This is a genomic window from Candidatus Kosakonia sp. 282A-S69, from assembly GCF_029433855.1.
Classification (GTDB): Bacteria; Pseudomonadota; Gammaproteobacteria; order Enterobacterales; family Enterobacteriaceae; genus Kosakonia; species Kosakonia cowanii_A.
On sequence record NZ_JAROAU010000003.1, the window covers coordinates 563,151 to 587,044 of the forward strand.

A 23,894-nucleotide genomic window follows, 5' to 3' on the forward strand; every position below is an offset into this window, starting at 1 on the left:
CGTAGCTCAGCTGGATAGAGTACTCGGCTACGAACCGAGCGGTCGGAGGTTCGAATCCTCCCGGATGCACCATCTTCAGTGAAAAGCCGTTTTGGCTCTTCATCGTAAAAGCAGTAATCCTGATGCATCCGTAGCTCAGCTGGATAGAGTACTCGGCTACGAACCGAGCGGTCGGAGGTTCGAATCCTCCCGGATGCACCATCTTCTGCGAGATAACAGCGAGTATGTTTTCTCAGTGGGAGCGGGCCTAAACGCGAGCACCAGGGAGGATAGTGTTGCTTCAGCAACGACCCGAAGGGCGAGGCAAAGCCGAGTCATCCTCCCGGATGCACCATCTTCAGTGAAAAGCCGTTTCCGCTTTTCATCGTAAAAGCAGTAATCCTGATGCATCCGTAGCTCAGCTGGATAGAGTACTCGGCTACGAACCGAGCGGTCGGAGGTTCGAATCCTCCCGGATGCACCATCTTCTGCGAGATAACAGCGAGTCTGTTTTCTCAGGGGGAGCGGGCCTAAACGCGAGCGCCAGGGAGGATAGCGTTGCTTCACCAACGACTCGAAGGGCGAGGCAAAGCCGAGTCATCCTCCCGGATGCACCATCTTTTACGAACCCAGCCAAAAATTCTCCCCTTATTCTTTCTGCTTAAAATCTTCATCCCCACAACTTACACATTTTCGTTGAAATTCTGCACAAAATCATATTCCCTGCAGCTAATCTCGCGCTGGATGCGACAAAAAGCCTTGTTTACGTTAAAGTAAATGTTAGTTATCCGGTTTGTGAGAGCAAGATGTACGCACGTTACGCTGGTTTGATTTTTGATATGGATGGCACCATCCTGGATACTGAACCAACCCACCGCAAAGCCTGGCACGACGTGCTGGCGCGTTACGGCATGCATTTTGACGAACAGGCAATGGTCGCGCTGAACGGCTCGCCAACCTGGCGTATCGCCGAGTCTATTATCGAGGCAAACCAGGCCGATCTGGATCCCCACTTACTCGCACAAGAGAAAACCGCAGCCGTAAAAGCGATGCTGCTCGATTGCGTACGCCCGTTACCGCTTATTGAGGTGGTAAAAGCGTGGCACGGACGTCGCCCAATGTCGGTTGGCACCGGGAGCGAAAGCGCCGTTGCCGAAGCGCTGCTGGCGCATCTCGGCCTGCGACACTATTTTGATGCGGTCATTGCCGCCGATCATGTTCAGCACCATAAACCCGCACCAGATACCTTTTTACTCTGCGCCGAACGCATGGGCGTGCAGCCGTCGCAGTGCGTGGTATTTGAAGATGCCGATTTTGGCCTGCAGGCGGCGCGTGCAGCCGGTATGGACGCTGTGGATGTCCGCGTATTGTGAGCGATGCGCTGCCGCTCCTTTCACTGTTTGCCAGCAGTTTTCTCAGTGCCACGATTTTACCGGGCAACTCGGAGGTGGTGCTGGTTGCGATGCTGATAGCGAAAGTCAGCCAGCCCTGGTCACTTGTTGTAATAGCAACAATGGGTAATAGCCTTGGAGGGCTGACTAACGTTATTCTTGGGCGTTTCTTTCCGCAGCGTAAAACATCGCGCTGGCAGGAGAGGGCGACCGGCTGGCTCAAGCGTTACGGCGCCGCGGCGCTGTTGTTGAGCTGGGTGCCTGTTATAGGCGATTTACTGTGCATTCTCGCGGGATGGCTACGCCTTTCGTGGGGGCCAGTGATCTTTTTTTTATGCCTTGGCAAAGCGTTACGCTATGTGGCTCTCGCCCTTGTAACGCTTCAGGGTATGACGTGGTGGCACTAATTGGATTGCGTGAGTGACCTTTCATCGCCAACCATTACAATTATGCTTAATAAAACGATTATTACAGGCGGGAGGTCAATTTGATCCCGGACGTATCACAGGCGTTGTCCTGGCTGGAAGAACATCCTCAGGCGCTCAAAGGGATCCAGCGTGGTCTTGAGCGCGAAACCCTGCGCGTTAACGCGGATGGGGCTTTGGCGACAACCGGTCACGCGGCAGCGCTTGGCTCTGCATTAACTCATAAATGGATTACGACGGATTTTGCCGAAGCGCTGCTGGAGTTTATCACCCCGGTTGAGGGTGATATTGACCGCATGCTCACTATCATGCGCGATATCCATCGCTACACCGCCCGCCAGATTGGCGATGAGCGTTTCTGGCCGCTGAGCATGCCCTGCTATATCAAAGAGGGACAGGAGATTGAGCTGGCGCAGTATGGCAGCTCAAACATTGGTCGTTTGAAAACGCTCTACCGCGAAGGGCTGAAAAACCGCTATGGCGCGCTGATGCAAACCATCTCTGGCGTGCATTATAACTTCTCGCTGCCGATGGCGTTCTGGCAGGCGAAAAGCGGTAGCACCGATAAAGAGGCTGTCTCGGAGGGCTATTTCCGCCTGATCCGCAACTACTATCGCTTCGGCTGGGTCATCCCCTATCTCTTCGGTGCCTCGCCGGCGATCTGCTCCTCCTTTCTGCAGGGCAAAGAGACTTCGCTGCCCTTCGAGAAGATGGACAACGGCATGCTCTATCTGCCCTATGCCACTTCGCTGCGTTTAAGTGATTTGGGCTATACCAATAAGTCGCAGAATAGCCTCGGCATTACCTTCAATAATCTTCACGATTATGTGGTAGCGCTGAAACGCGCGATCAAAACGCCGTCGGAAGAGTACGCGAAGATCGGTTTGCAGAAAGAGGGCAAGTATCTGCAGATCAACACCAACATTCTGCAGATCGAAAATGAGCTCTACGCGCCGATTCGACCAAAACGCGTGACCCGCAGCGGTGAAACGCCGTCGGATGCGCTGCTGCGCGGCGGCATCGAATATATCGAGGTGCGCTCGCTGGATATCAACCCCTTCACAGCGATTGGCGTTGATGAACAGCAGGTGCGTTTCCTCGACCTCTTTATGGTCTGGTGTGTGCTGGCCGATGCGCCGGAGATGAGCAGCGATGAACTGCTCTGTACGCGTTCTAACTGGAACCGCGTGATCCTCGAAGGCCGTAAGCCAGGCCTGACGCTCGGTATGGGCTGTGAAACGGCTCAATACCCGCTCGCCGATGTTGGACGCGATCTGTTTAACGACCTGAAACGGGTAGCGCAAACGCTGGATGGCGTGTACGGTGGCAATGAGTATGAAGCAGTATGCGATCAGCTGGTCGCCAGCTTCGACGATCCTGAGCTGACCTTCTCGGCGCGTATTCTGCGTTCAATGCTGGATGAAGGCATTGGCGGAACAGGAAAAGCGCTGAGCGAGCAGTATCGTTCGCAGCTGCGTGAAGAGCCGCTGGAAATTCTGCATGAAGAGGACTTTACTGCTGAATGCCACGCCTCGCTGGCGCGTCAGGCGGAGATTGAAGCCGCAGATAACGAGTCGTTTGAAGCGCTGCTTGCGCGTCACGCCTAGCAGAAAAGAAAAAGGCCACATCGCTGTGGCCGAAATTTCATCTCTTGAAGAACAGGGATGATGATAACAAATGCGCGTCTTTCACTTATTCAGACTCGCACGCGAACGAAGAGTTCAGTTTATTTTAAAAAAAATCACTGTCGGAGGTGACTAAATGCCGTTATTGGATAGCTTCACTGTCGATCACACCCGTATGGAAGCGCCTGCAGTCCGTGTTGCTAAAACCATGAACACGCCGCACGGCGACGCCATCACCGTATTCGACCTGCGTTTTTGCATTCCTAATCAAGAAGTTATGCCGGAAAAAGGGATCCATACCCTGGAGCACCTCTTCGCTGGCTTTATGCGTAATCACCTCAACGGCGATGGCGTAGAAATTATCGATATTTCGCCGATGGGTTGCCGCACCGGTTTTTACATGAGCCTGATCGGTACGCCGGATGAGCAGCGTGTGGCCGATGCCTGGAAAGCGGCGATGGCTGACGTGCTGAAAGTGAAAGAGCAGAACCAGATCCCTGAGTTGAACGTTTACCAGTGCGGGACATACCAGATGCACTCGCTGGAAGAGGCGCAGGAGATCGCGCGTCACATTCTCGATCGTGATGTGCGCGTCAACAGCAATGATGACCTTGCTTTGCCGAAAGAGAAATTGCAGGAGCTGCATATCTAGTTCGCCATGCCGCTTTCTGGTTAACGGGAAGCGGCACTATTATTTATCGCCATATTTATAAGAAAGTTTTTATACATTAAATCTATTTAATTCTTTTAATTATTAATCTCACGTAATATATAAATAATATCCTCGCCGCTGCCGCGCCTTCTTATTGTTATTTCATTCTTGCCATGATAGTTTGCACCGCACATCGCTATTAGGCGATCGTGTTACCTTCTGTGTTTATTTTCTGCATCTACTTCAGTGAAAAGAATGCCTGAATGGCGAGGATATTATGCGGCGCTCACCCATCTCTTACTTATGTCTCTCTATTTGCCTCTCACTTACATTAACTGGCTGTGTTAAATCAAAGTCACCCGCGCTGGTGCAGGACGCGCCGCAGAAGCAGGAGACGCAGCAGTGCTACGAACTGCTTACCGCCTTGCAGGGGCTCGACAAAACGGCATTTGAAACCTATAAGCAGCAATTCACCACCCTTAATCAAAGCTATGAAGTCTACAAAAAAAATCAGCCGATTATTGATAAGAACTCGGCGGAAATAATGAAGACGGAAATTGATAACAAAATTGAAGTTGTTTGCTCGCGCGTACGCAGCGCGGTATTCGTTAACATGTCCCGGCGCGCAAATGCTCTGAAACAGTTATGAGAAAATTATTATATTCATCAGCTATATTGCTAACAGCTATTTCACCCTCCGGGGTTCGTGCCGATCCGGCTGAATTACTCGAACAGTTAAATAAAGAGAAGATTATCTCCGTTGGGCCTCAATCCCCTTTTATAAACGATCGCCTTACAGCACAGCCGAACGCAACGCCTGCACCCTCTGTTGAGGTGCTGAGTAAGGCGAAAGAGAGTGAAGCGAAGCGTGAGGAAATCGCGCAGCTCAAGCGTAAGCTTGCGTCAGCGCAGCGCCAGATCGCCGCACTGAAGAAAAAGCAGCGTGGCACGACGGCTCTTCAGCCCGGTAAGCAAGATGCCGCCGCCAAAGAGAATGCATCGTTAACACAGCAGTTGCAGGCGCATATTCAGCAACTTGCGGAAGCGAAGCAGAAGCTGGCGCATGAGAGCGACATGCTGGAGAGACTGCGCGATGAGAAAAGCCGGCTGGAACAGCAATTCAAGACCAGTCAGCAGCAGCTGGCAGAGACGAAGCAGAAGCATGCCGATGATACGCAAGCACTGCAAGCGTTTCGAACGGCGAATAGCGAGCTGCATCAGCAGCTGAAAACCAGCCAGCAGCAACAGGAAAAACTGGGCCAGCAGCACACGGCCACGCCGCAAACCGCGGAGCAGGTTAAACAACTCACCCAGGCCAAAGAGCAGATAAGCGGCAAGCTTGATGCCGCCACAAAGCAGGTCAGCAACCAGGCCGCGCGTATCGCCAGCCTCGAGGCGCAGCTCAGGCAGCGCACAGAGGAGAAAACGCAGGCGGAGCAGAAGAGTGCGACGGTGCCAGCTCCTCAAAAAGTGCAGGCCCGCTACCTGCTGACAGAGAATAACTCCCCCGCCGCGAAGATGAGCTACGCCTGGGGGGCCTGGTTTGCGGCGAAAGCGCAGCAGGAGAGTGTCACGCTGACCCACGCCGGGCAAAAATATCTGCCACAGGCCTTTTTACAGGGCTTTCAGGATAAGTTCGCCGGCACTCTACAGATGAAGAACGCCGATATCGAAAGCGTGCTGCAAACCCTGAATAAAAAGGTGGGCGAAGCGCAGAAAAATGAGCTGGCGCAGAATAAGAAACAGGCACAAAAGCTGCTGGCCGAGGCGGCTAAGCTGAAAGGTGCTGAGCGCACCGCCAATGGCATCATCTATCTGGTGGAGAGAAAAGGGCAGGGCGTTGCGCTGCTTCCCGGGGATGTGATTCGCTTCCGGGTCGATGAGAAGCTCAGTTCCGGTAAGGTACTTTCACGCGGCGCTGTCCACAGCGGGCGGCTTAGCGAGCTACCGCCGCTGATGCGCGCAGGGATTGAAAAAGTGGTAGTGGGGGGGCGGATTCGAATCTACACCCCTGCTGAACTGGCTTACGGTGAGAAAGGGCTCCCCGGTATGGTGCCGCCAGGTGTGGCATCGATCATGACGCTTGAGATCCTCGGCATCGTCAAATAAAAAAACGCCTCCCTGCGGAGGCGTTTTTATTTGACGTTAATGCGCGCCGCCGCTGCTGCCCGCACCAAACGGTGGTTTGGCGAACCAGACCAGGCCAAGGAGTATCAGGAAGACCCCCGCCGAGACCCAGAAAATTTCATTAGCTGAGATAATCAGCCCCTGGTTGGTGATCTGCTGGGCGATCCAGCCTGACGACTGCTGTTGTGATAACCCCATTCCCTGCAACTGGTTATACATCTCCTGCGCGTTCGGGTTGTAGGGGTTCACCGACTCCGTCAGCTGTGCATGGTGCATCGATTCCCGGTTAGTCCACAGCGTCGTGGTGATGGAGGTACCAATTGAGCCTGCCAGCGTTCGCGTAAAGTTCGACAAACTGGAGGCCGCGGCCAGGCGCTCCGGCGGCAACCCGGAGAGGGTTATCGTTGTCAGTGGCATAAAGAAGCAGGCCACGGCGAAGCCCTGAATAAACTGCGGCCACGCTGACGCGCCAAAGTCCATTCCCGGCTCAAATGTATAGGCGCGCCAGTAGAAGCACACGGCATACATAATGAAGCTAAAGGTCACCAGCCGGCGCATATCCAGCTTATGCGCAAAGCGACCAATAATCGGTGACAGCAGCACCGGGATCACCCCGACCGGCGCGGACGCCAGCCCGGCCCAGGTTGCGGTATAGCCATACACCTCCTGCAACAACTGCGGCAGCAGCACAATCGCGCCGAAGTAGAGCATATAAGCAAGGCTGATACACAAGCAGCCGATGGTGAAGTTCCGCGACTTAAACAGCGAGAGATCAACTATCGGATTATCGTCGGTAAGCTCCCATACCACCAGGAAGCTGAGGGAGATCACCGCGACAATCGTCAGCACAATAATCTCTGTCGAGTTGAACCAGTCCAGCTCTTTCCCCTGGTCGAGCATCACCTGCAGGCTGCCGATACCCACCACCAGCAGCGCGAGGCCTACGCCATCGATGCGCCGCTGCTCGGTACGCGTCTCGCGTCCGCGCAGGCTTTGCAGGGTCAGCAGCACCACCAGTGCGCCAATCGGCACGTTGATAAAGAAGATCCAGCCCCAGTGGTAGTTATCGCTGATATAGCCGCCGAGGATCGGCCCGCAAATCGGCGCGACAATCACCGTCATTGACCAGAGCGCCAGCGCGATAGAGCGCTTCGCCGGTGGGTAGTTACTCAGCAACAGGCTCTGCGAAAGCGGGATCAGCGGACCGGCAACAATCCCCTGGATAACGCGGAAGAAGATCAGCATCCCAAGGCTGTTGGAGACGCCGCACGCCCACGAGGCGAGGGCAAACGCCACCGTCGACCAGAGAAAGAGCCGCACTTCGCCGAAGCGTTTTGCCAGCCAGCCGGTAATCGGAATTGAGATGGCGTTCGCCACCCCGAAGGAGGTGATCACCCAGGTCCCCTGGCTCAGCGAAGAGCCAAGGTTGCCGGCGATCGTCGGGATAGCCACGTTGGCGATGGTGGAATCCAGCACCTGCATGAAGGTCGCGAGTGAAAGTGCAATGGTCATAATGACCAGCTGCGCGCCTTCCAGCGGTTTCTGTTGCATGGCACTCATCTCAGATTACCCGGCGTTTGCTTTCACAATGTTATTGATAAGCGTGTTGACCGGCTCAAGATTGATCTCCCGCGCGTTACTCTCATAGGCCGGCGTGGTGCGCGCCTGCTTCGCCAGCACGGCGCCATCGCGCGCGGACGTATCGACTTTCACCGTGGTCGAAAGACCAATGCGCAGCGGGTGATCCGCCAGCTGCTGGGGATCAAGCTCGACACGCACCGGCAGGCGCTGAACTACTTTGATCCAGTTCCCGGTCGCGTTCTGCGCGGGCAGCAGGGAGAAGGCGCTGCCGGTACCCATATCGAGACCGACCACTTTGCCTTTGTATTCAACCTCATCGCCATAAAAATCGCTGACAATGGTAGCGGTCTGGCCGATACGCATATGCGCGAGCTGTGTCTCTTTAAAGTTGGCATCCACCCAGAGGTTGGTTGCCGGAACCACGGCCATTAGCGGGGTGGTCGTGGCAATCTGCGCACCCGGCTGCACCGCGCGGCGGGAGACATACCCGGTAAGCGGGCTGACAATCCTGGTACGCTGCAGGGCCAGCCAGCTATTGCGCACTTCCGTAGCCGCCTGCTTCACCGCTGGCTGCTCTTCAAGCGGCGTGTCCAGTACGATCGCCTGATTGGCGTTATATTGCTGAACGGCAACATCCAGTGCAGCCTGCGCGCTGGCAACCGCATCACGGGCGTGCTGCAGCTCTTCACGGCCAATCAGATTCGCGCTGCCGAGCGGCACACGGCGGTTAAGATCGCTCTGCGCCTGAGCAAGGGCGGTCTTTTTCAGCTCAACGCTGGCCTGCAGTTGTTTGCTGTTGATAATGGACTGGCGGGTCTGGCGTACGCTGCTTGCCAGTTGGGTCTGCGCTTTTTCAAACGCCTGGCGGGCATCGGTCTCATCAAGCGTCACCAGCACATCGCCTTTCTGCACAAAATCGGTGTTGTCGGCCCAGACCTTCGTCACGCTACCGGCGACCTGCGACATGATCTGTACCTGGTTACCTGCTACATAAGCATCGTCAGTCTCTTCGAAATGACGCAGGACTAAAAACCAATAAATTCCGTATGCCACGGCAATGACAACAAAGAGCAAGGTCAGTAACAGCAGCAGTCCTTTACGTTTGCCGCGCTTTCTGACCGGTTGCTGCGGGGTCGGGCTCTCCGCATTTGCGCTCATGATTTTCTCCACGATCTTATTTTTCGTTATGTCGGCGTGTACCGACCTTTCGTCAGAAAGGCCAGCTTAGCTGGCCCTTCACATTGCTCTTTCTGGAAATAGACGCTGCGTTTCGCGTTAGCGCAGCGCCTCAAGGACCACATCCTCTTCATCCATCTGGTCGAGACGAGACAGAAGCTTACGGGTGATCTGCTCAAGCTGATCTTTCTCAGCATTGGTCAGGGTTGACCAGAGTTGATGCAGGCAGTTGTGCTGCGGAGGCAGAACCTGACGCAGGAACTCATGTCCTTTGTCGGTCAGTTGCAGATGCAAACAGCGGCGATCGTTGTCGCTTTCGCGGCGCTCGATCCAGCCGCGCTTCTCCAGCTCATCGGCAATACGGGTGGCGTTGGTGCGTGACGATCCCAGCGCGCTGCTCAGCTCCGACGGCTGAATGCTGTGATTTTCCTGCGACTCCAGGGTAATCAGCGCCATAAACAATGTCTCGTTAATGCCCTGCGCTTTCAGCATCTTATTGCGGTTTTCCAGCAGCTTGCCCTGCATATGCATACAGAGACGGGTCAATAAAATCTCCTGAAACGGGAAATCTTCATAGCGGCTGGCGCGAAACTTAAGCATTTGTTCGATGGGCGTAAACGAACTATCCATTTGGGTATAACCTCATTAATTGCAGTCGATATAGTAACGACGGTGACAAATAAAGTAAATGTATTATTTGTGCTAATAAATTCGCTCTATCTATACATGTGCCAAAAATTTCCAGGCGACACGGGACAACAGTGCGCTCAGTAGCGTGGGAAAGAGAGGGCGGTGACGATGCCAGAGGTGGCGACCAGCGAAGCGGGCGTGCGAAACGAGGGAAAATGCCACGGCGCAGTGGCTAAGAATAGGGGGCAGGCAGTTTGTAATGCCTTCCGTGTGTGATACCACCTTTTCAGGCCCGGCGGTGTGATTCAATGAACGTTCCATATCCATAAAGTTTGTTATATATCACCCACGTTAATATAACCGGGATAAACAAGTCCTATAACCTTAGCAGAGTGACGGACGTGTTAACACCCCGGTTTGGCACCGAATTGCCTAAACGTGAGCGGTTGCTTAGCTCTGCGCCTCCGTATGGCGATATCCTCGCCACCACACCAGCACGTTGAGCAGGGCGAGGAGACCACCCGCAGCGCAGACGCCAGCCCAACCCGCATGCTGCCAGGCCGTGGCCGAAATCAGCGAACCGGCGGCACCACCAATAAAGTAGCTGGTCATATAGCCGGCGGTCAGACGGTTACGCGCTTCGGGATTAACGCGATAGATAATCGTCTGGTTAGTGATATGCACCGCCTGTACCGCGAGATCGAGCACGATAATGCCAATAACCAGCGCCACCACCGAGGTGTGACCCCACCAGGTAGCGAGCCACGAGAACAGCAACAGCAGCAGCCCGCCGGTAGTGGTGAGGTTGCCTTTCCCGCGATCCGCAAGTCCGCCCGCCTGACGCGCGCCTAATGCACCGGCGGCACCCACCAGGCCAAACAGGCCAATCATCGCATCAGAGAAGTGAAACGGCGGCGCAGCCAGCAGAAAGGCCATTGAGGTCCACAGGACGCTGAAGTTGGCAAAGCTCAGGCAGCCAAGCAGTGCGCGGGTGCGCAACAGTTTATTGCTCACGAAGAGGGTGAAGACGGAGCCGAGCAGCTGCGGGTAGTTAAGGTGCGTTTCCGACTTGAGTTTCGGCAGGCCGCGCCAGAGCGCCAGCGCCATCAGCACCATTAAGACGCTGGCGACCCAGTAAACGGTGCGCCAGCCGCCGAGGCTTGCCAGCAGCCCGGCAACGGTACGCGCAAGCAAAATCCCCAGCAGCAGGCCGCTCATGATGGTGCCGACCACGCGGCCACGGCTCTCGGGTGTCGCAAGTGTAGCGGCCAGCGGCACGAGGAGCTGCGCCACCACCGAGAAGAGTCCGGTGAGCGCCGTACCCAGAATCATCAATCCGAGCGATGGGCTGCTGGCAGTAATCAGCATCCCGCCTGCTGAGAGCAATGTCATCACCACAATTAATGTGCGCCGCTCGAACATATCGCCAAGCGGCACCAACAGCAGCAGTCCGGCGGCGTAGCCAAGCTGCGCGGCGGTGACGATAAAGCCGGCCTGGCTTGCGGTGATCGAAAAGGCGTTAGCGATAGTATCCAGCAGGGGCTGGGGGTAATAATTACTGGCAACGGCGAGACCGGTTGCCACCGACATGAGCGCAATCAGCGCCGGGCTGAGGCCCTGGTGAGTTGTTGTCATGATTATCAAGCATCGTTAATGGTTTTGTCAGAATGCCATCATAGACAATTGCCTGCCCGCGCGTGTTGTTATCTGTGCAGCCTGTTCAGGACAGGCAAACAAAATCGCCATCCGGTATAACACCCGATGGCGCGGTATAAAACTCACTGCAAGGCAGGCGTTACTTCTGCGCGGCGAGCGCCTCTTTCACCCAGCCATCAAACTGCTGCTGATGGGCTTTGATCCAGCCATCAACGTGGCCCTGCACATCCGCTTCTGAGGCTTTGCCTGCGTGCATCATCGCATTCTGGGCGTTGATATCCGCCAGCGGCAGTTTCATGACCGCGAAGAGTTTCGCCGCCGCCGGGTTTTTCTCCGCCCAGGCTTTATTGGCGACAATGTGCATGGTATTTACCGGGAAGCCATAGTTCATGCCGTTCGGCAGTTTGGTATCGATATTTTTCTGCTCACCCGGCAGGGAGGAGAACGGCACCTGCAGCCAGACCACATCTTTCCCCGGTTTCAGCACATCGCTGACCCAGTAGGGCGTCCAGGTGTAGTAAAGGATCGGTTTCCCCTCTTTAAAGCGGGTGATGGTGTCCGCCATCATCGCCGAGTAATTACCGTGGTTAACCGTAACGGTATTCTCAAGGCCATAGGCTTTATGCTGGTGGTTGATCACCGTTTCACATCCCCAGCCCGGCGAGCAGCCCATCATATCGGCCTTACCGTCGCCGTTGCCGTCGAACAGTTTGGCGATTTTTGGATCTTTTAACTGCTCAATGTTGGTGATGTGATACTTATCGGCGGTTTTCTTATCGATCAGGTAGCCCTGCGCCGCGCCGGTCACATAGGTGCCTTCACGGTAGAACTTCTTATCGCCCCCGGCAGCGGCATACATATCGTCATGCAGCGGCTGCCAGTTTACGGCGGTAAAAGTGACATCGCCTGCGGCCATCGAGGTGTAGCCGACGTTGTAATCGACCTCATCAGGCTTTTCGACCGTGTAGCCAAGCTTTTCAAGGCCGCGGCTTACCAGCAGGGTCTGGAAAGCCTCTTCGGCGATGGTGCTCTGAAACGGTTTAACGGTAATGCCTTTGCCCGGCAGATCGGCGGCAAAGGCGCTGGTGGAGAGAAGGGTGGCAAACGCTGTGGCAAAAAGTACGCTATGTCGCATCGTTGTTCCTTATTTTTCGGGTGTGATGTTGTTGCCCGGCGGGGTACGCCGGGCAGCAAAATTATTTGGCGAAGGGGCGGGTCAGCAGGCCGAGCGGGCCGGTCTGATACCAGCGGCGGTTACCGCGGCTGCGCGAGTCGCGGCCTACCGCCTGGGTCAGGCGGTCGAGAATAATCGCGAGGATCACAATCCCGACGCCGCCAACGCTGGCAAGGCCCATATCAAGGCGACCGATACCGCGTAGCACCATCTGCCCCAGCCCGCCGACGGCGATCATTGAGGCGATCACCACCATCGACAGCGCCAGCATCAGGGTCTGGTTGATGCCCGCCATAATGGTTGGCATCGCCAGCGGCAGCTGAACTTTGAACAGCATCTGACGCGGGCTGGCACCAAAGGATCGCGAGGCTTCAATCAGATCGGCTGGCACCTGGTTAATGCCGAGGATGGTCAGGCGCACCACCGGCGGCAGGGCGAAGATAATCGTCACCACCACGCCCGGTACGTTGCCGATGCCAAACAGCATCACAATCGGCACCAGGTAGACGAACGCCGGAGTGGTCTGCATCGCATCCAGTAGCGGGCGAATAATCTTCGCCGCCCGCGGGCTGCGCGCCAGCCAGATCCCCATCGGCAAGCCGATCACCACACAGAACAGCAGCGCGGTAAGCACCAGCGCCAGGGTGATCATCGCCTGCGACCAGGCACCAATCGCACCGATGGCAATCAGCGATACCAGCGTTGCGATGCCCATCCCGGCGCTGCTCATCTGCCAGGCGATCAGCGAGAAGAGGATAATCGCCACCGGCGACGGCATGCCGAGCAGCAGCTGTTGGAAGCCGCTGAGAATGTAATCCACCGGCACGCGAATGCCCTGGAAGAGCGGGCGGAAATGGAGTACTACCCAATCGATCGCCTGCGTCACCCAACTGTCGAGCGGGATCAGGGTTTTATGGAACGGATCCATAATATTGAAGTGTTCCGGCGCGGGAGCCGGGGCGCTGTTGAGCCAGTCAGCGCTGCTGCTATCGGCGGGCGCCGCCGCGCCGCCGCCCCAGGCATCTGTCGACTGTGCGGCGCTGTCGGTTGCTGGCGCGCTCTGCCACGGATTGTTTTGATCAGCCATTGTTTGCCCCCTCGCGATCTAAAGCTTGCAGCAGCATTCGTTTCGAAATGATGCCCACGTACTGTTGCTCTTCGCCCACCACCGGCACCGCGCAGGGCGCGTGTCCGACATGGGAGAGCAGTTCGCTGAGCGGCGTGTCTGCCTCCACCGCAAGCGGGGAGTCAATCAGCGCCGCCTCGATCCCCTGACTCGCGGCCAGCGCCGCCTTCAGGGAGTCGATGGAGACAATGCCGACAAACTTATTGCCGCGCTCAATGACGTAGCCATATTCGCGGTCTTCATCCTGCAACACTTTCAGCGCCGAGCGCGGGCCGAAACCGGGCGTTTTACGGATCAGGCCGACGGGCGTGCGGCGGGCAATATCTTTCGCGCTGAACACCTGGCTAATATCGACGCCGCGGAAAAAGGTGCGCACATAATCATTGGCCGGGTTATTTAAAATCTCATCCGGCGTGCCAACCTGCACCACTTCGCCGTTTTGCATAATCGCAATCCGGTCGCCAATCCGCATCGCTTCATCGAGATCATGGGAAATAAAGACAATGGTGCGCTGATGTTTCGCCTGCAGCTTTACCAGTTCATCCTGCATCTCGGTACGAATTAAGGGATCGAGCGCGGAGAAGGCCTCATCCATTAATAAGATATCGGGATTGATGGCTAATGCGCGGGCTAATCCGACGCGCTGACGCATGCCGCCGGAGAGTTCATCCGGGTAGGCGTGGGCGTAATTTTCCAGCCCCACCTGGCGTAGCGCATCAAGCGCTTTTTCCTGCCGCTCCTGCGCGGGCGTGCCGCCTAATTCCATACCAAATGCTGTATTATCCAGCACCGTCATATGGGGCATCAGCGCAAATGACTGGAATACCATCGCAATCTTTTTTCTGCGCACCTCACGAAGCTCAGTATCGGATATTTTGGCGATATCAACGCCGTCAATCAGCACCTGCCCGCGGGTGGGTTCAATCAGGCGATTGAGAAGGCGTACCATAGTGGATTTACCCGAGCCGGATAACCCCATGATGACGAATATCTCGCCTTCTTCAATGGCCAGACTGGCGTCTTTAACGCCAAGCGACAGACCCGTTTTTTCCAGTATTGCTTCTTTCGAAAGTCCTTTTTCTATATATTTGAAAGCTCTTTGCGGATGCTCGCCAAATACTTTGTATAGATTCTTAACTTCTAATTTAATTGCCATGCAATAATAGAGTTCCTGTTATTTATTATTTCGATACGCTACCCAATGAATATATTTGACTGGTCATACCCTACCACACTCTCCATCTGAGACAACCCTTCCGTTCCGCGCTTTACACAATTCCCATGCAGTGAAATGGCATTATTTCCCATGATATAAGGGCTGGCGCGGGTAATCATTTTTTCGAATTGGTGAGAAAAACAAGGCTGAATTGGCATGATTTTGTGAAATATGAACAAATCATGACAGTGCAGATCGCCATAGTTATTTTGCTAAGAATCAGCTTAGGTGGGGCGGAATAAATAGTAGTGAATTATAAACCGATGGGAGATTCTCCTCCCGCTGAGCGAGAGGAGAGAATATTTAAAAATTCCAGTCCTCGTCTTCCGTTTCGACGGCTTTGCCCATCACATACGACGAGCCGGAGCCGGAGAAAAAGTCGTGGTTTTCGTCGGCGTTGGGCGAGAGCGCCGACAATATCGCCGGGTTGACATCCGCCATCTCCGGCGGGAAGAGCGCCTCGTAGCCGAGGTTCATCAGCGCCTTGTTAGCGTTGTAACAGAGAAACGCTTTTACCTCCTCTGCCCAGCCGCTGTCGGCGTAGAGATCGTCGGTGTAAGCGAGCTCGTTATCATACAGCTCCATCAGCAGATCGAGGGCGAAAGATTTTAGCGACTCTCGCTCGCTCTCGCTCACTTTCTCTAATCCCTTCTGGTACTTATAGCCGATGTAATAACCGTGCACCGCTTCATCGCGGATGATCAGCCGAATCAGATCGGCGGTGTTGGTCAGTTTGCCGCGGCTCGACCAGTACATCGGAAGCCAGAAACCAGAGTAGAAGAGGAACGACTCCAGAAAGACACTGGCGATCTTTTTCTTCAGCGGATCGTCAGCGCGGTAATGGCTCAGCACGATCTGCGCTTTGCGCTGCAGGGCGTGATTCTCTTCGCTCCAGGCGTAAGCGGCATCAACATCCCGCGTCTGGCAGAGAGTCGAGAAGATGGAGCTGTAGGAGCGGGCGTGCACCGCCTCCATAAAGCTGATGTTGGAGAGCACCGCTTCTTCGTGCGGCGTGGCGGCATCCGGCATCAGCGCCGGTGCGCCGACGGTGTTCTGAATGGTGTCGAGCAGCGTCAGCCCGGTAAACACCCGGATCGTCAGCTGCTGTTCGGCAGGGCTTAAGCTCTGCCAGGCCGGAATATCGTTCGACAGCGGTACTTTTTCCGGTAGCCAGAAGTTGCTGGTCAGCCGGTTCCACACTTCGAGGTCTTTATCATCCTGGATTTTGTTCCAGTTCACCGCGCTGACGCGGGAGAGTGGGGTCATCATGTTTTCCTTACAGCGCACAAGAGACGCAGCCCTGGATTTCGGTGCCTTCCAGCGCAAGCTGGCGCAGGCGGATGTAGTAGAGCGTCTTGATGCCCTTTTTCCAGGCGTAAATCTGCGCCCGGTTGATGTCGCGCGTGGTGGCGGTATCTTTGAAGAAGAGCGTCAGTGACAGACCCTGATCGACATGGCGCGTCGCTTCGGCGTAGGTATCGATGATCTTCTCCGGCCCAATCTCATAAGCATCTTCATACAGGGCCAGGTTCTCATTGGTCATAAATGGGGCAGGGTAGTAAACGCGCCCGGTTTTTCCCTCTTTGCGGATCTCAATCTTCGACACAATCGGATGAATACTCGATGTCGCATGGTTGATATAGGAGATCGATCCGGTCGGCGGCACCGCCTGCAAATTCTGGTTGTAAATGCCGTAACGCATCACCTCTTCACGCAGCTGCTGCCACATCTCGCGCGTGGGGAGGGTGACATTCGCGCGGGCAAACAGCGCGCGCACTTTATCGGTTTTCGGCTGCCAGTCGCCTTCAAGATAGCGATCAAAATACTCCCCGCTGGCGTAGCGAGAGGCGGGAAAACCGGCGAAGGTCTGGCCGCGTTCACGGGCGATCATCATCGAGGTATGCAGCGCATGCCAGGTGATGGTGTAGAAGTAGAGGTTGGTGAAATCGAGCCCTTCCGGGCTGCCATAGGCAATGCCTTCACGTGCCAGATAGCCGTGCAGGTTCATCTGCCCAAGCCCAATCGCATGGGAAGCGGCGTTGCCCGCTTCCACCGACGGCACCGAGCGAATATGGCTCATATCGGAGACGGCGGTTAAACCGCGGATCGCGGTCTCAACGGTGCGACCAAAATCGGGCGAATCCATGGTGTGGGCGATATTCAGCGAGCCGAGATTACAGGAGATATCGTGCCCGGTGTGAGCATAGTCGAGGTTGTCATCAAAGGTTGAGGGGCTGTTAACCTGCAAAATCTCCGAGCAGAGGTTGCTCATGTTTATGCGCCCGGCAATCGGGTTGGTGCGGTTAACCGTATCTTCAAACATGATGTAGGGATAACCGGACTCAAACTGGATCTCCGCCAGCGTCTGGAAGAAGTCGCGTGCATTGATCCAGCTTTTGCGCACCCGCTCATCGGCCACTAACTGGTCGTAGTTTTCGCTGATTGCCATATCACCAAACGGCTTGCCATAGAGGCGCTCCACATCGTACGGGGAGAAGAGCGCCATCTGCGCATTCTCTTTCGCCAGCTGGAAGGTGATATCCGGTATCACCACCCCCAGCGACAGGGTTTTGATGCGGATCTTCTCATCGGCGTTTTCGCGCTTGGTATCAAGGAAGCGCAGAATATCCGGGTGATGCGCGTGCAGATAGACCGCACCTGCGCCCTGGCGCGCGCCCAGTTGATTAGCATAGGAGAAGGCATCTTCCAGCATCTTCATCACCGGGATCACGCCGGAAGACTGGTTTTCGATGCGCTTGATTGGCGCTCCGGCTTCACGCAGATTCGAGAGTAAAAAGGCGACGCCACCGCCGCGCTTGGAGAGCTGCAGGGCAGAGTTCACCGCACGGCCAATTGATTCCATATTGTCTTCAATGCGCAGCAGGAAACAGGAGACTAGCTCGCCGCGCTGCTTTTTGCCGCAGTTGAGGAAGGTTGGCGTTGCGGGCTGGAAGCGGGCCGAGAGGATCTCCTCCACCAACTCCTGCGCCAGTGCGGTATCGCCCTGCGCCAGGGTTAAGGCCACCATGCAGGCGCGATCTTCAAAATCTTCCAGATAGCGTTTGCCATCGAATGTTTTCAGCGTGTAGCTGGTGTAGAACTTCCAGGCACCCAGGAAGGTCTGGAAGCGAAAACCGCGCGCCTTCGCTTTCGCCAGCAGGTCAGTGACAAATGCCCGCTCATAGCGCGCGAGCACGCTTTCATCGTAATAATTTTCCGCCACCAGCCAGTCAAGGCGCTCATCCTGGCTTGCAAAGTGAACGCTGTTAGGGCGAACGTGGTGCGCCATGAACGTCTCCACCGCCTGGTGGTCTTTTTCAAACTGAATGCGGCCGTCACGATCGTAAAGATTGAGCATGGCATTCAGGGCATGGAAATCGGGCGTGCTTTGCATCACGCGCGCTGCGGTTGTTGTTGCCAAAATTCGCTTACTCCTGTTCGCACGTTGATGATGTCCTGCGCAGTCCCCATCAATTCAAACCGATAGAGGTAGGGCACCGCACACTTCTGCGCAATAACATCGCCCGCGCGGCAAAACGCATCGCCAAAGTTGCGATTACCGGCGGCGATCACGCCTTGAATCAACGCCCGATTATGCGGATCGTTCAAAAAGCGGATCACCTGGCGCGGCACAGCGCCAGCCGTACCGCCGCCGCCGTAGCTGGGAACCACCAAAATATAGGGTTCTTCTACCTGAATGCGCTCACGCTCGTTTAGCGGAATACGCACCGCCGGCAGCCCCAGACGCACAATAAAGCGATGAGTGTTTTCCGAGCTGCTGGAGAAGTAGACGAGCGTGCTCATGCGGCTGCGCTGAGACGATTAATCATATCCGGGCGGAACCCGGACCATTTTGTCTCGCCTGCGACCACTACCGGCAGCTGACGAAATCCCATCGCGCGCAGCTGGTCTGCGGCATCCGGCACATGATCAATGTTCACCATCTCAAATTCAAAACCCCGGCTCTCCATCGCCCGTTTGGTGGCGTGGCACTGAACACAATCATCTCGAGTGTAAATAGTAATGCGCATGATTCGTATTTCCGTTAAAAGTGATAGAGCGGCGCGATAGATCGCGTCAGTTAGTGTATGGAGTACAAGAAGAGATACTAGATGTAGTTATAAAATTTATCAACCATACAATATATGGGAAAAAGACACAGGCCGTGCCCAGAGGAGTGGCTGAATGGGTAAGGGCGAAATGTCGCCGCGTATTGTAAGGCGGGGTGGAAAAAGGAGAAAGAAAAACCCCTGCCATCCGGCGGGATGGGCAGAGGTTTCAGATTATTTGTATAAATTAACGACGGAAGCTGAGCAGCGCGCCGACAAAAATACCGACTGCGGCGGCGGCACCCACGCTGCACCACGGGCGATCTTTTACAAAGCTATCGGCGCAGCCGACGGCGTCACGTGCAGCTTGTTGCACACGGTTGCGACCATGCATGCGGGCGCGAGTCTCTTTTAGCAGCGCCTGCGCTTTACGCCGCGCAGATTCGCCTTCCTCTTTCGCGTCGCTGCCCCAGGATTTAAGCAGCTCTTCCAGGCTATCAGCTAACTGGTTGACATCATTATTGATATCTTCAACACCTTCATCTACTTCACGGCGAGTGGGTCTGTTTAACATAGTAGCCTCCCTTTTTTTGGTGTGCTTTTAAGCGTAGACCATAAATTTACAGGCCAAACGGCAAACACCCTTTTGCGCGCAGTTTGTGGAATTTTCTGAGTCACTGACCATGCTCAGTACTGTAAGGTTGCGAAGCAGTTGAGAGATGATGAGGAAAATCTATGTATTTACGACCCGATGAAGTGGCGCGCGTGCTGGAGAATGTCGGCTTTACGATGGATGTGGCGACCAACAAAGCGTACGGTTATCGCCGTGGCGAAAACTATGTTTATGTTAACCGTGAAGCACGTATGGGCCGCACGGCGCTGGTTATCCATCCTACCCTTAAAGAGCGCAGTTCATCGCTGGCCGATCCCGCATCGGAGATTAAGTTATGCGATCACTACCACAATTTCCCGCTCTATCTGGGCGGACATGAACAGGAACATTACGGCATTCCGCATGGTTTCAGTTCGCGTATGGCGCTTGAGCGCTTCCTGACCGGCTTGTTCGGCGAACAGCACTAAGCCAGAGCTGCCATCAGGCTTTCGCCTGGTGGTAATGACTCACCCGGAACAGACGGCGGCAGTAGTCGAGGAAATAGCCGTACACCGCACCCATCAACATCGAAATCACGATATTTGAACTCACCGCCGCCATAATCTGCTGCCAGTCAGCCCCTACCGACCACAAGATCGTGACATACACCGGTGACTGAAAAGTGACATACGCCAGCACATCTGCCAGATTTTTCATCCAGCCTGCGGGGCTGATGCGGCGCGCATAGTGCATAAAGAGATCGCGATAAAAGCCGTAAGGCCAGGCAATAATGATGTTGACCGGGATCGCCACCAGACGAGAGGAAAGGGACTGCTCAAAGCTCATTCCGGAGAGGAATATTTCAATCACCATGTTCACTACTGAACAGTAGACCACCATCGCGAAAGTGTCCGCAGCGGCGTGGCGCAGGCGAGACTGCGAAGAAAACATGATGAAGCTCCTTGAAAATGATGGCGCAATGAAGAGATTTAGCGTTTTAAAACGGACTAATTTACGCGCATAGCGTATCTGTCTGATTTAAAACTCTCAACTAGCGATTAATTTTTATTTTTAACTTCTGCATGGATAAAGTGCTCTGTAGCTGCTGCATTCATCCGCATTGCCCTATTATTGTTGGGGGTGCGATTAAAGACTTTTACTATCAATGAGTTAAAGATTTTAGTTTCAAGGGGTAGCCGTAAGCATAGCGCGCTGTGCTTTTGCGAAGAGTGAAAAGCGCTGAGGTAGTATCTTTTATGCTAGTAAGGCGTTTTCAGTAGCATAAGATGCGGTCTGGAGGGGGTGAGGTTTTACGCATCGGCAGGGAGTATTTATGCAGGTACGCGGCGGGCGAGCCCACCGCCCTGAGTTAGCAGACGCCAAAGTCGCCCTCTTCTTTATAGAGCGCGACATCTTCAGCTTTAAGCGTCAGCTTCTCCGCCTGCTCGTTGTGAGTCGGCACCGCAACAATTTGATCCTCATGCACCTCCAGAACTTTCAGTTTTGGGCCACCAATCCGCGGTTGAACGATATCGCCTACAGAAAACATACGTCTCTCCTTTGTAATGAGGTTGTGAAAGTAAACATAGACTGAAGGGCGAGCGTGGTACAGCGTAAAAGAGGGTAAACCTCTTGATGGCTGATTGGCACGGTGGCATATAGGGGCTACGCTTAAACAGATTGTGTAAATTATCAATCACCTGGAATTTATCTTGCACAGGAGGCTATATGGGCTTTTGGCGTATTGTCATTACGATTCTTCTTCCGCCGCTGGGCGTGCTGCTCGGGAAAGGCTTAGGCCTGGCGTTTCTTCTTAACATTCTGCTCACGCTGCTGGGTTACATCCCGGGCCTGATCCACGCCTTCTGGGTGCAATCCCGCGACTGATTCATCCGGGGCGGTTTTCCGCCCCGAGCCGATCGAGTGCACATTTTTTCTCCAAAACATTAAAGAGAGCGTTGGTTGCGTCGATAAATATCACGTCAGCAATCACTTTAAGGAAGCGAAATGAGCATTCAGGAAGTTGGTGTCTCTGTGGCATCACAGTCGCAATACGAGTTACGTCTGTTAAAAACCCCCAACCCTGGCGGAAAAGAGAGCGTTACCGAGAGTTCGATTTCCGTTTCTCTCTCAGAGGAAGCGCTGGCGCGCGTTGCACAGAGCAAGCCACAGCCAACCAAAGAGGAGAGCGAAAAAGTTGCCCGCGAAATGGCGGCACTGCGCAACTCCAATATGGCCTCTCACGCAACCGGCCCGCGCCTTGACAGCGCCTTCTATGGCGATCCGGCGACCGCAAACGACGCCGTAAGCTTTATCGACTTTTTCTATCACTCCAACATTAGCGCCGATGATATGGCCACGGCACTGCACCAGGCGTTGACCTCGCCGCAAGGCAGCGGTAATGAGACCACTCTCGGGATGGACGTGGCGATGACTCAGGCGAAACTCAATTATGTCGTGGATAAGTTCGTCTCTGCGGATTACCAGCAGCAGGCGCGTGAGTTCGTCGCCGGGTTTGTGGCAAAAAAGGGCGAGCAGGCGGATCAGATTCAACGCGAAGTGCTGACCCAGTCGGTGGCGCTGGCGCAAAGCCTCGGCGACACGGGGTATGCGAAACAGAACCAGCAGGCGATCGAGCAGCTTGATGCCGGCACCCATTCGTCACAAATCGCACGCAAAGAGATGCTGGCGAGCACCGCCAATAGCAGCGACAGTAACAGCTGGTTCGCGCAGATGAACCAGCAGATAGAAAAAGGCGGTTCGCTGCCGTTTATGACCGCGCTGGAGAAGGACCATCTTAACGCGTTACAGCAGCAGTGGACGCAGTTCACCACCCTGCTGAAAGCGGCAGAGCAACCTGCGGGTGACGAAACCCCGCGCGCTTAATACCCGACGGTAAACGTGCGGCCTGTCTGCACGCCGTGAACACTGCGTCGATAGGCCAGTGCAGCGCGTGCGGCAGGCACACTTTCAAACCCCGGGAAGAACGCGCCATATTTCTCAACGGATTCGCGGAGCACCGTTGGGCTGACGACATTGATGCGTAAGCCGCGCGGTAACTCGCACGCCGCCGCACGCACAAACCCCTCCAGTGCGGCATTGACCGCGGTGGCGTTCACTCCCTGCGCAATGGGTTCGCTGCTGATAATGCCGCTGGTCAACGTGATCGACCCGCCATCATTGAGATAATGTTGGCCCATCAGTGCCAGCCGCACCTGACCCAGCAGTTTGTCGTAAAGGCCGAAAGCAAAATCCTCTGCGCGCATCGCCGTCAGCGGGCCAAAAAAGAGTGAGCCCGTGGTGGCAACAATCGCGTCGACGCGTCCGGTCTGCGCAAACAGCGCCTCGACACTCTCATCACGCGTTAAATCGACCTGTAACTCGCCGTGGGTGAGTCCGACGCTTATCACTTCGTTATCTTTACTCAGTTCTGCCACGACTGCCCGGCCAAGGGTGCCGGTAGCACCTGTCACGATAATCTTCATTTCACCTCTCCTTCAGTGTGCGGAGTGGTCATTTTTTCGCTAATCATTGATAAGATAAATGCTCTTAATGTTTATTCATTCCTAACTAATGGTTTGTACTATGGATAAGCTGCGCAGTATGGCGGTGTTTGTCGCCGTGGCAGAGGCGGGGTCGTTTACTCAGGCCGCCGTCAGGCTGGAGATCTCGGCGGTGATGGTCGGGAAATACATTACTCAACTTGAAAACAGCCTGGCGACGCGCCTGCTGGCGCGTAATACCCGACGTCAGAGCCTGACGGACGCCGGCCGCGTCTTCTATGAGGAGGCGCGGCGGGTGCTGGAGCAGGTGCATATCGCCGAAACCTCGGTAGAGCGGCTGCGCGCAGCCCCTGCCGGTACGCTGCGCGTCACTGCCTCAACCACCTTTGGCGGCTGCGTCATCGCGCCGATCACCGCGACTTTCCTCACGGCATGGCCGCAGGTGCGCGTCGAGCTGGATCTCAGTAATCGCAGCGTCGATCTGCTGGAGGAGGGGTACGATCTGGCGATCCGCATCGGCGCGGTGAACAGTGAGGATGTGGTAGTCAAGCCGCTCTGCCTCTACCGGATGGTGATTTGCGCCGCGCCTGCTTATCTGGCGCGTTATGGCGAGCCGGCCTCACCCGAGGCGCTGCGCGATCACCGCTGTCTGTCGAACGGCGTATGGAACCGGCGCAATGAGTGGAAATTACCGGGTGAAGCGGGGGGGACGAGCTGGCAGCGTGATCCGGTGCTGCGCTGTAATGACGGGCAGGGGTTGCGGATGGCGGCAATTGCCGGGGCGGGGCTGCTGTTGCAGCCTGAAATCCTGGTGCGCGAGGAGCTGGCAAACGGCACGCTGGTGCGCATCATGCAGCCCTTCACGCCCAGGCCGCGGCCGGTGAACCTGGTCTATCGCCAGGACAGCCGACCGCTGCCGAAATTGACGCGGTACATTGAGCACTTACACCACGAGATAACAGCGTGGGTGGCAGCGTAACCGGCGCGACACT

General features: G+C 55.3%; 25 protein-coding genes and 2 tRNA genes. 12 read left to right on the forward strand and 15 right to left on the reverse strand.

Annotated elements, in window-relative coordinates; all coding sequences use genetic code 11:
• Window positions 1-124 precede the first annotated feature (124 nt).
• The 8 genes from PU683_RS08340 to PU683_RS08375 all read left to right on the forward strand — a co-directional run bounded on the left by PU683_RS08340 (window position 125) and on the right by PU683_RS08375 (window position 6,181).
• Window positions 125-201 (forward strand) — tRNA-Arg (locus PU683_RS08340).
• A 185-nt stretch (window positions 202-386) separates the two neighbouring features.
• Window positions 387-463, forward strand: a tRNA-Arg gene (locus PU683_RS08345).
• A gap of 322 nt (window positions 464-785) precedes the next feature.
• Window positions 786-1,352 (forward strand): fructose-1-phosphate/6-phosphogluconate phosphatase, encoded by a 567-nt coding sequence (gene yqaB, locus PU683_RS08350; protein ID WP_277171063.1) that lies wholly within the window; start codon window positions 786-788, stop codon window positions 1,350-1,352.
• Window positions 1,349-1,777 carry a YqaA family protein gene (locus PU683_RS08355; protein WP_277171064.1) on the forward strand — a complete coding sequence of 143 codons (429 nt, stop codon included), beginning with the start codon at window positions 1,349-1,351 and terminating at the stop codon, window positions 1,775-1,777. The genes yqaB and PU683_RS08355 overlap by 4 nt, the downstream gene beginning before the upstream one ends.
• Before the next feature lie 80 nt (window positions 1,778-1,857).
• Window positions 1,858-3,402, forward strand: a complete 1,545-nt coding sequence (gene gshA, locus PU683_RS08360) for a glutamate--cysteine ligase (RefSeq protein ID WP_277171065.1) — start codon at window positions 1,858-1,860, stop codon at window positions 3,400-3,402.
• A 154-nt stretch (window positions 3,403-3,556) separates the two neighbouring features.
• Window positions 3,557-4,072 (forward strand): S-ribosylhomocysteine lyase, encoded by a 516-nt coding sequence (luxS, locus tag PU683_RS08365; RefSeq protein WP_023480587.1) that lies wholly within the window; start codon window positions 3,557-3,559, stop codon window positions 4,070-4,072.
• A gap of 277 nt (window positions 4,073-4,349) precedes the next feature.
• Complete coding sequence (locus PU683_RS08370; RefSeq protein ID WP_277171066.1) at window positions 4,350-4,721, forward strand: hypothetical protein; 372 nt, start codon at window positions 4,350-4,352, stop codon at window positions 4,719-4,721.
• 26 nt (window positions 4,722-4,747) lie between these two features.
• A complete protein-coding gene (locus tag PU683_RS08375; RefSeq protein WP_277171067.1) occupies window positions 4,748-6,181 on the forward strand; it encodes an FKBP-type peptidyl-prolyl cis-trans isomerase N-terminal domain-containing protein in 1,434 nt (477 codons plus the stop codon).
• A gap of 36 nt (window positions 6,182-6,217) precedes the next feature.
• Here the strand turns inward: PU683_RS08375 and emrB are convergent, their stop codons facing one another.
• The 12 genes from emrB to PU683_RS08435 all read right to left on the reverse strand — a co-directional run bounded on the left by emrB (window position 6,218) and on the right by PU683_RS08435 (window position 19,381).
• Window positions 6,218-7,750 carry a multidrug efflux MFS transporter permease subunit EmrB gene (gene emrB / locus PU683_RS08380; protein ID WP_277174239.1) on the reverse strand — a complete coding sequence of 511 codons (1,533 nt, stop codon included), beginning with the start codon at window positions 7,748-7,750 and terminating at the stop codon, window positions 6,218-6,220.
• Window positions 7,751-7,765: 15 nt separating this feature from the next.
• The gene (emrA, locus tag PU683_RS08385) at window positions 7,766-8,938 is read right to left on the reverse strand and encodes a multidrug efflux MFS transporter periplasmic adaptor subunit EmrA (RefSeq protein ID WP_277171068.1); all 1,173 of its coding nucleotides are present in this window, start codon (window positions 8,936-8,938) and stop codon (window positions 7,766-7,768) included.
• A 117-nt stretch (window positions 8,939-9,055) separates the two neighbouring features.
• Entirely contained in the window at window positions 9,056-9,586 is a 531-nt protein-coding gene (mprA, locus tag PU683_RS08390) for a transcriptional repressor MprA (RefSeq protein WP_023480518.1), read from the reverse strand.
• 450 nt (window positions 9,587-10,036) lie between these two features.
• On the reverse strand, window positions 10,037-11,221 hold the full coding sequence (locus PU683_RS08395) for an MFS transporter (RefSeq protein ID WP_277171069.1): 1,185 nt from the start codon (window positions 11,219-11,221) through the stop codon (window positions 10,037-10,039).
• A 160-nt stretch (window positions 11,222-11,381) separates the two neighbouring features.
• Entirely contained in the window at window positions 11,382-12,377 is a 996-nt protein-coding gene (gene proX / locus PU683_RS08400; protein ID WP_128482277.1) for a glycine betaine/L-proline ABC transporter substrate-binding protein ProX, read from the reverse strand.
• 61 nt (window positions 12,378-12,438) lie between these two features.
• Window positions 12,439-13,503, reverse strand: a complete 1,065-nt coding sequence (gene proW, locus PU683_RS08405; RefSeq protein WP_277171070.1) for a glycine betaine/L-proline ABC transporter permease ProW — start codon at window positions 13,501-13,503, stop codon at window positions 12,439-12,441.
• Entirely contained in the window at window positions 13,496-14,698 is a 1,203-nt protein-coding gene (gene proV / locus PU683_RS08410) for a glycine betaine/L-proline ABC transporter ATP-binding protein ProV (protein ID WP_277171071.1), read from the reverse strand. Before proV ends, proW begins: the two co-directional genes overlap by 8 nt.
• 363 nt (window positions 14,699-15,061) lie before the next feature.
• Complete coding sequence (gene nrdF, locus PU683_RS08415; RefSeq protein WP_277174240.1) at window positions 15,062-16,024, reverse strand: class 1b ribonucleoside-diphosphate reductase subunit beta; 963 nt, start codon at window positions 16,022-16,024, stop codon at window positions 15,062-15,064.
• A gap of 10 nt (window positions 16,025-16,034) precedes the next feature.
• A complete protein-coding gene (gene nrdE / locus PU683_RS08420; protein ID WP_277171072.1) occupies window positions 16,035-18,179 on the reverse strand; it encodes a class 1b ribonucleoside-diphosphate reductase subunit alpha in 2,145 nt (714 codons plus the stop codon).
• Window positions 18,152-18,562, reverse strand: coding sequence for a class Ib ribonucleoside-diphosphate reductase assembly flavoprotein NrdI (gene nrdI, locus PU683_RS08425; protein ID WP_277171073.1), 411 nt, complete (start codon window positions 18,560-18,562; stop codon window positions 18,152-18,154). The genes nrdE and nrdI overlap by 28 nt, the downstream gene beginning before the upstream one ends.
• Window positions 18,559-18,789 (reverse strand): glutaredoxin-like protein NrdH, encoded by a 231-nt coding sequence (nrdH, locus tag PU683_RS08430; protein WP_042712550.1) that lies wholly within the window; start codon window positions 18,787-18,789, stop codon window positions 18,559-18,561. Before nrdH ends, nrdI begins: the two co-directional genes overlap by 4 nt.
• Before the next feature lie 265 nt (window positions 18,790-19,054).
• Window positions 19,055-19,381 (reverse strand): ElaB/YgaM/YqjD family protein, encoded by a 327-nt coding sequence (locus tag PU683_RS08435; protein WP_124967463.1) that lies wholly within the window; start codon window positions 19,379-19,381, stop codon window positions 19,055-19,057.
• Window positions 19,382-19,542: 161 nt separating this feature from the next.
• On the opposite strand from PU683_RS08435, the gene PU683_RS08440 reads away from it, so the two are divergent.
• Window positions 19,543-19,887, forward strand: a complete 345-nt coding sequence (locus PU683_RS08440) for a DUF2002 family protein (RefSeq protein ID WP_277171074.1) — start codon at window positions 19,543-19,545, stop codon at window positions 19,885-19,887.
• 13 nt (window positions 19,888-19,900) lie between these two features.
• Here PU683_RS08440 and alaE read toward each other — a convergent pair whose 3' ends face one another.
• Together alaE and PU683_RS08450 are read right to left on the reverse strand one after the other, a co-directional pair.
• The gene (gene alaE / locus PU683_RS08445) at window positions 19,901-20,350 is read right to left on the reverse strand and encodes an L-alanine exporter AlaE (protein WP_042712546.1); all 450 of its coding nucleotides are present in this window, start codon (window positions 20,348-20,350) and stop codon (window positions 19,901-19,903) included.
• 418 nt (window positions 20,351-20,768) lie between these two features.
• A complete protein-coding gene (locus PU683_RS08450) occupies window positions 20,769-20,948 on the reverse strand; it encodes a YodC family protein (RefSeq protein ID WP_277171075.1) in 180 nt (59 codons plus the stop codon).
• A gap of 179 nt (window positions 20,949-21,127) precedes the next feature.
• Here PU683_RS08450 and PU683_RS08455 point away from each other — a divergent pair, with 179 nt between their 5' ends.
• Both PU683_RS08455 and PU683_RS08460 read left to right on the forward strand, forming a co-directional pair.
• A complete protein-coding gene (locus tag PU683_RS08455; protein ID WP_023480545.1) occupies window positions 21,128-21,286 on the forward strand; it encodes a YqaE/Pmp3 family membrane protein in 159 nt (52 codons plus the stop codon).
• Window positions 21,287-21,406: 120 nt separating this feature from the next.
• Window positions 21,407-22,285 (forward strand): hypothetical protein, encoded by an 879-nt coding sequence (locus tag PU683_RS08460; protein ID WP_277171076.1) that lies wholly within the window; start codon window positions 21,407-21,409, stop codon window positions 22,283-22,285.
• Here PU683_RS08460 and PU683_RS08465 read toward each other — a convergent pair.
• Window positions 22,282-22,884, reverse strand: a complete 603-nt coding sequence (locus tag PU683_RS08465; protein ID WP_277171077.1) for a short chain dehydrogenase — start codon at window positions 22,882-22,884, stop codon at window positions 22,282-22,284. The two genes, PU683_RS08460 and PU683_RS08465, sit on opposite strands and share 4 nt — an antisense overlap.
• A gap of 100 nt (window positions 22,885-22,984) precedes the next feature.
• Between PU683_RS08465 and PU683_RS08470 the strand changes: the two genes are divergently transcribed.
• Window positions 22,985-23,881, forward strand: a complete 897-nt coding sequence (locus tag PU683_RS08470) for a LysR substrate-binding domain-containing protein (protein ID WP_277171078.1) — start codon at window positions 22,985-22,987, stop codon at window positions 23,879-23,881.
• Window positions 23,882-23,894: the final 13 nt, after the last annotated feature.

Bases quoted from the DNA above. Each gene is read 5' to 3' on its own strand.
- emrB (WP_277174239.1), bottom strand. From the start codon at position 7,750: ATGCAACAGAAACCGCTGGAAGGCGCGCAGCTGGTCATTATGACCATT.
- PU683_RS08465 (WP_277171077.1), bottom strand. From the start codon at position 22,884: ATGAAGATTATCGTGACAGGTGCTACCGGCACCCTTGGCCGGGCAGTC.
- PU683_RS08435 (WP_124967463.1), bottom strand. From the start codon at position 19,381: ATGTTAAACAGACCCACTCGCCGTGAAGTAGATGAAGGTGTTGAAGAT.
- PU683_RS08440 (WP_277171074.1), top strand. From the start codon at position 19,543: ATGTATTTACGACCCGATGAAGTGGCGCGCGTGCTGGAGAATGTCGGC.
- nrdI (WP_277171073.1), bottom strand. From the start codon at position 18,562: ATGAGCACGCTCGTCTACTTCTCCAGCAGCTCGGAAAACACTCATCGC.
- yqaB (WP_277171063.1), top strand. From the start codon at position 786: ATGTACGCACGTTACGCTGGTTTGATTTTTGATATGGATGGCACCATC.
- proX (WP_128482277.1), bottom strand. From the start codon at position 12,377: ATGCGACATAGCGTACTTTTTGCCACAGCGTTTGCCACCCTTCTCTCC.
- PU683_RS08370 (WP_277171066.1), top strand. From the start codon at position 4,350: ATGCGGCGCTCACCCATCTCTTACTTATGTCTCTCTATTTGCCTCTCA.
- PU683_RS08470 (WP_277171078.1), top strand. From the start codon at position 22,985: ATGGATAAGCTGCGCAGTATGGCGGTGTTTGTCGCCGTGGCAGAGGCG.
- proW (WP_277171070.1), bottom strand. From the start codon at position 13,503: ATGGCTGATCAAAACAATCCGTGGCAGAGCGCGCCAGCAACCGACAGC.
- mprA (WP_023480518.1), bottom strand. From the start codon at position 9,586: ATGGATAGTTCGTTTACGCCCATCGAACAAATGCTTAAGTTTCGCGCC.
- proV (WP_277171071.1), bottom strand. From the start codon at position 14,698: ATGGCAATTAAATTAGAAGTTAAGAATCTATACAAAGTATTTGGCGAG.
- PU683_RS08395 (WP_277171069.1), bottom strand. From the start codon at position 11,221: ATGACAACAACTCACCAGGGCCTCAGCCCGGCGCTGATTGCGCTCATG.
- PU683_RS08450 (WP_277171075.1), bottom strand. From the start codon at position 20,948: ATGTTTTCTGTAGGCGATATCGTTCAACCGCGGATTGGTGGCCCAAAA.
- PU683_RS08455 (WP_023480545.1), top strand. From the start codon at position 21,128: ATGGGCTTTTGGCGTATTGTCATTACGATTCTTCTTCCGCCGCTGGGC.
- PU683_RS08460 (WP_277171076.1), top strand. From the start codon at position 21,407: ATGAGCATTCAGGAAGTTGGTGTCTCTGTGGCATCACAGTCGCAATAC.
- nrdH (WP_042712550.1), bottom strand. From the start codon at position 18,789: ATGCGCATTACTATTTACACTCGAGATGATTGTGTTCAGTGCCACGCC.
- luxS (WP_023480587.1), top strand. From the start codon at position 3,557: ATGCCGTTATTGGATAGCTTCACTGTCGATCACACCCGTATGGAAGCG.
- emrA (WP_277171068.1), bottom strand. From the start codon at position 8,938: ATGAGCGCAAATGCGGAGAGCCCGACCCCGCAGCAACCGGTCAGAAAG.
- alaE (WP_042712546.1), bottom strand. From the start codon at position 20,350: ATGTTTTCTTCGCAGTCTCGCCTGCGCCACGCCGCTGCGGACACTTTC.
- nrdF (WP_277174240.1), bottom strand. From the start codon at position 16,024: ATGACCCCACTCTCCCGCGTCAGCGCGGTGAACTGGAACAAAATCCAG.